Annotated in this window: 5 protein-coding genes and 1 tRNA gene (1 of these 6 only partly in view); 1 reads left to right on the top strand and 5 read right to left on the bottom strand. The window is 28.8% G+C overall.

Going from position 1 to position 3,768, the window contains the following annotated elements; genetic code table 11:
* From HUU89_RS14800 to HUU89_RS13210, 4 genes are all read right to left on the bottom strand, one after another.
* Positions 1–24 (bottom strand) — tRNA-Ile (locus tag HUU89_RS14800); it reaches 153 nt to the left of the window's first position.
* A 116-nt stretch (positions 25–140) separates the two neighbouring features.
* Positions 141–830: an N-acetylmuramoyl-L-alanine amidase gene (locus HUU89_RS13220; protein WP_175302007.1), complete on the bottom strand. Its 690-nt coding sequence runs from the start codon at positions 828–830 to the stop codon at positions 141–143.
* A 55-nt stretch (positions 831–885) separates the two neighbouring features.
* Complete coding sequence (locus HUU89_RS13215; protein ID WP_175302006.1) at positions 886–1,599, bottom strand: LytR/AlgR family response regulator transcription factor; 714 nt, start codon at positions 1,597–1,599, stop codon at positions 886–888.
* Between the two features lie 149 nt (positions 1,600–1,748).
* Positions 1,749–2,300, bottom strand: a complete 552-nt coding sequence (locus tag HUU89_RS13210; protein ID WP_032089640.1) for an NUDIX hydrolase — start codon at positions 2,298–2,300, stop codon at positions 1,749–1,751.
* An 88-nt stretch (positions 2,301–2,388) separates the two neighbouring features.
* Between HUU89_RS13210 and map the strand changes: the two genes are divergently transcribed.
* A complete protein-coding gene (map, locus tag HUU89_RS13205; protein ID WP_175302005.1) occupies positions 2,389–3,246 on the top strand; it encodes a type I methionyl aminopeptidase in 858 nt (285 codons plus the stop codon).
* A gap of 25 nt (positions 3,247–3,271) precedes the next feature.
* Here map and HUU89_RS13200 read toward each other — a convergent pair whose 3' ends face one another.
* The gene (locus HUU89_RS13200) at positions 3,272–3,613 is read right to left on the bottom strand and encodes a hypothetical protein (RefSeq protein ID WP_175302004.1); all 342 of its coding nucleotides are present in this window, start codon (positions 3,611–3,613) and stop codon (positions 3,272–3,274) included.
* Between the last annotated feature and the right edge of the window lie 155 nt (positions 3,614–3,768).

The following is a 3,768-nucleotide window of genomic DNA, read 5'->3' as shown; positions in this document are numbered from 1 at the left end:
TCTAACCAACTGAGCTACAGGCCCATCAATCAACTGCCCATATAATATACCATGCATACAAGAATACGTCAACAGTTTTTCGTATATTTTTTTACATTTTTTTAAAAAAATAAAAATACATTGATAAAATCAACGCTTTTTTATTGTAAAATTTTTGCTGTTTTTTTCTTTTTTTGAGTCATTATTCTTAAATGATATTTAATGAGCCCTTCTTTTACCTTTTGACATAGTTTTTTTTGATAATTTTTGCTTCTTAGTTGCCCACATTCATTATAATTTGATAAAAAACCACACTCAATTAGAACTCCTAATGTCTTAGTAGCTCTTAAAACTCTAAAACCACATCCACTAATTGGTTTTCTACTATTTGTTAACTGTTTTAAACTTTGATCAATATCAAAAGCCAATGCTTTTCCTTGTTTGCTTCTATAATAATAAAAAACTTGTGAACCCCATGCACTTCTATTACCAGAAGCATTTTGGTGAATACTTAATAAATAATCACATTTATAGCTATCTATCTTCTTGACCCTTAAATACATATCATCTTGTTTAGAATAATGATGATTTCTTTTCGTCATATCATAATCACCATCTCTTGTTAAATAGACTTTAGCTCCACTTTTTTCTAATTCATCTTTCATTTTCAAAGCAATTTCTAAATTAATATTATCTTCATAATAACCATATTCAATAGCTCCATTATCAAAACCACCATGTCCTGCATCAATCACCACTTTTACATTTTTTAAAGATTTTTCATAAGCATCTACAGGAACCTCAAAGAAACACACACTAAAAGCAATCATTATAAGAAAAATTCTTTTCATAACATCACCGTTGTATTATATGTCAAAAAAAAGATATCATGATTTTTCATGATATCTAAAATTTATCCATCAAGTAGTTTCTAAAGGCCTCATTAACTTCTTTTTTATATTTTCTACCAATTTCTAATTCATTTTTACTTTCTTCATTAACCATATTAATATGATTTTTATCTATACGATAAATATATTTCATATTAATTGCATAACTTCTATGTATTTGAATAAAACAATGTGCTTGTTTTACTTGTTCCATAAATTTCTTCAAAGTCATTTTAACAGCATATTCATGTTCATATGTATGGATAATCAATTCATGAGCATAACATTCTGCATAGATAATATCATCACTCATTAATGTTATATATGCCATTTGATTTTTATTCATTCCCTTATTCAGTTCAAAAATCAATTTCATTTCATTTTTACATTCTTCATCGTAAAGTTGTTTAAAAACTTTAAAGTCATTATCAAGATGATTCTTTCTAATAAAGCATAACGCCTTTAATCCTTGGGTTTTAAAAATCAAACTACTTTTACTTGAAACAAAAACAATTTGTGAATCAAACTTTTCTTTAAACTTTTTCGCATAATCCACACCTGTCCCATTTTCAAATATCACATCTAAAAATAAAATATCGGGTACATGTTTTATCTGATCTAGATCAATCATTCCATGATAAACATCTACAACAGCATGGTATTCACTTTCTAATTTATTTTTTAAAGTTTCGCCAAACGCTCGGTCATCATCCATAATCGTAAAATACATACTCACACATCCTAACTATACATATTTTATTCACTATAAATTATAGCATATTTTACCCCCCCCCCCGCATCTTTTTTATTTTTATATTTTTTATGTTTTTTTCAAAAAAAACGCCTTAGAAGGGATTTATATAGACTTAAAAAGGAGCATTATTGAACACGAAGATATTTTTTTACTATGTCTAGTTCTTCAATATAAATACAATGATTTATTTTATTTTCTTTAACATCTTGATAACATTTTTCAAAATCCAACCATTTAACTTCACTTACTTCATGATCAACAAAAACAAAATCTTTTTCTTCTAAATCTTTCCATAAAACAAATATTTTACTTACTTGATTATCTTTAAATAAACGACCATGAAAAATTTCTTCAAAATGAAATCTACGATTTCCACAATCAATCAATTCACTTTCCCTTACAACAATTCCTAATTCCTCTTTCAACTCTCTTACCGCCGATTGACCATAGTTATCCCCTGCAGGAATATGTCCTGCACTTGAAATATCATAACAGCCAGGAAACGAATCTTTTTGTTCACTTCTTTTTTGTAATAATATTTGTATTTTATTTTCTTTTTTTCTTAAGATCCAAACATGAGCTGTACGATGTAAGATTCCTTGTTGATGTGCAATTTCTCTTTCTACTGTCTTTCCTGTTGGATTTCCTAATTCATCGCATATATCTAAAATTTCCATTTTATCATCTCCATTAAAATCATATTATCATCTTTCTTTACATTATAAAATGAGATGTTTAAAATAGATACGAAAAGAGGTAGAACAAATGAATAAATGTTGGTGCGGAAGTGGCTTAGACTATGAAGTTTGTCACCGCGAATTTGACAAAAAAATTAATTATTACAAAAAAAGAGGAGTGATGACACCTCCTAGATCAATGATTAAAAATCAACAACAAATTGAAGGAATCAAAAAAGCAGCTGTTGTAAATAATGGGTTATTAGATCATATCGAAAAGAATATAAAAATTGGTATGTCGACTGAAGATATCGATGTACTTACAAGAGAATATTTAAAGGAACACAATGCACATTCTGCTGATTTAAATTATGAAGGCTATCCTAAAAGTATTTGTACATCTATTAATGATGTTGTTTGTCATGGAATTCCTTCTTCTGATGTTATTTTAAAAGATGGAGATATTATTAACGTTGACGCTACAAGTGAATTAAATGGTTACTATGCCGATGCTTCACGTATGTTTATGATGGGAAATGTTTCAGATGAAGCTAAAAAACTTGTTAAAATCACAAAAGAAGCGATGTATGAAGGGATGAAAGCTATCAAGCCATGGAAAAGTCACATTGCAGACATCGGTAAAGCAATTCAAAGATATGCACATATTAATGGCTATAGCGTCGTTGAAGAATTCTGTGGTCATGGTATTGGAATGACCATGCATGAAGACCCTTATGTCTTCCATTTTAAAACAAAAGAAGATACTGTTTTGATTGTTCCAGGAATGGTTTTTACAATTGAACCAATGCTTAATCAAGGAACAAGACATGTTCACTTAAATTATAATGATGATTGGACAGTTTATACAGATGATGGAAAACTTTCTGCTCAATGGGAACATACTTTCCTTGTTACAGAAGATGGTGTGGAAATTATTTCAAAATAAAAAGTCAGAAAATCTGACTTTTTTATTATGCCGTTTTTTCAACATATACGTGCTTTTTTAATATGCTTTCTTCATAAACAAGATGTTGATAACAATCCTCACATAAATAATGAGTCACAACATCATACCGATTTCTATCAACACGAATTCGATACTCTTGATGAAGCTTTCTTAAACAATTACCACAATAACAATCAATAATACAGGCAATAGCTTCATCCTCATTCCCATCACACCAATAAACACCATTTCTACAGGCAACAATAATTTTCTTACAAGCATTTAAGCCTATTTCTTCATTTTCAAACATTTCAATTGATTTTTCAACAACTGAATTCATTCCTAGACCAATACGATGACAACTCATTTTAACAACCCCTTTCTAGGGTTATTTTAACATCTCATTTTTGTTATTTCATTAGACAGATAATCCAAAAACTGTAGTCCTCACGAACTACAGTTTTCTCTTATAAATCACAAATACCTTTACCTTCTCCATAAACATCATACCAATCACTATTG

This window comes from Faecalibacillus sp. H12 (genome assembly GCF_013361255.1).
Classification (GTDB): Bacteria; Bacillota_I; Bacilli_A; order Erysipelotrichales; family Coprobacillaceae; genus Faecalibacillus; species Faecalibacillus intestinalis.
This window is presented reverse-complemented; position numbering and strand designations above follow the sequence as displayed.